Source organism: Microvirga roseola, assembly GCF_020866965.1.
Lineage (GTDB): Bacteria > Pseudomonadota > Alphaproteobacteria > Rhizobiales > Beijerinckiaceae > Microvirga > Microvirga roseola.
In genome coordinates, this window is record NZ_JAJATX010000181.1 from 1 (window position 1) to 716 (window position 716).

Here is a 716-nt window from a genome sequence, read left to right on the forward strand (position 1 = left end):
GGCCGCTACGGCTACCGGCGCATCACAGCCCTGCTGCGAGACGCTGGCTGGGTCGTGAACAAGAAGCGGGTCGAGCGGATCTGGCGGCGGGAGGGGCTGAAGGTGCCGCAGAAGCAACCAAAGAAAGGCCGGCTCTGGCTCACTGATGGTTCGTGCATCCGGCTGCGGCCGGAGTATCCCAACCATGTCTGGAGTTATGACTTTGTTGAGGATCGCACGCACGATGGGCGCAAGTTCCGCATGCTCAACATCATCGACGAGTTCACGCGCGAATGCCTGGCCATCAGAGTGAGCCGGAAGCTGAAAGCCGTCGATGTCATCGATGTGCTCTCGGACCTGTTCATCCTACGCGGTGTTCCTGGGCACATTCGCTCCGATAACGGATCCGAATTCGTGGCCAAAGCAGTACGCGAGTGGATCACGGCTGTGGGAGCCAGGACGGCCTACATCGAGCCGGGCAGCCCGTGGGAGAACGGCTACTGCGAGAGCTTCAACTCGAAGCTGCGGGATGAGTTGCTGAAAGGAGAGATCTTCTACTCTTTGGAAGAGGCAAAGGTGATCATCGAGAGTTGGCGCCGGCACTACAACACGGTGCGTCCGCACTCATCCTTGGGCTACCGGCCGCCCGCACCAGAGGTTCTGGTCCATGCGTCCAAGCTGGCGCCAAGACCAACCCTGAATTAACATCACACCCGGATCACCCTCATGGGGCAGGC

Annotated in this window: 1 protein-coding gene; it reads left to right on the top strand. The window is 60.3% G+C overall.

Annotated features, from left to right (window positions below; genetic code table 11):
• Positions 1–684: IS3 family transposase (locus LG661_RS24765; RefSeq protein WP_230534652.1), on the top strand; the 684-nt coding region annotated here is incomplete at its 5' end.
• Between the last annotated feature and the right edge of the window lie 32 nt (positions 685–716).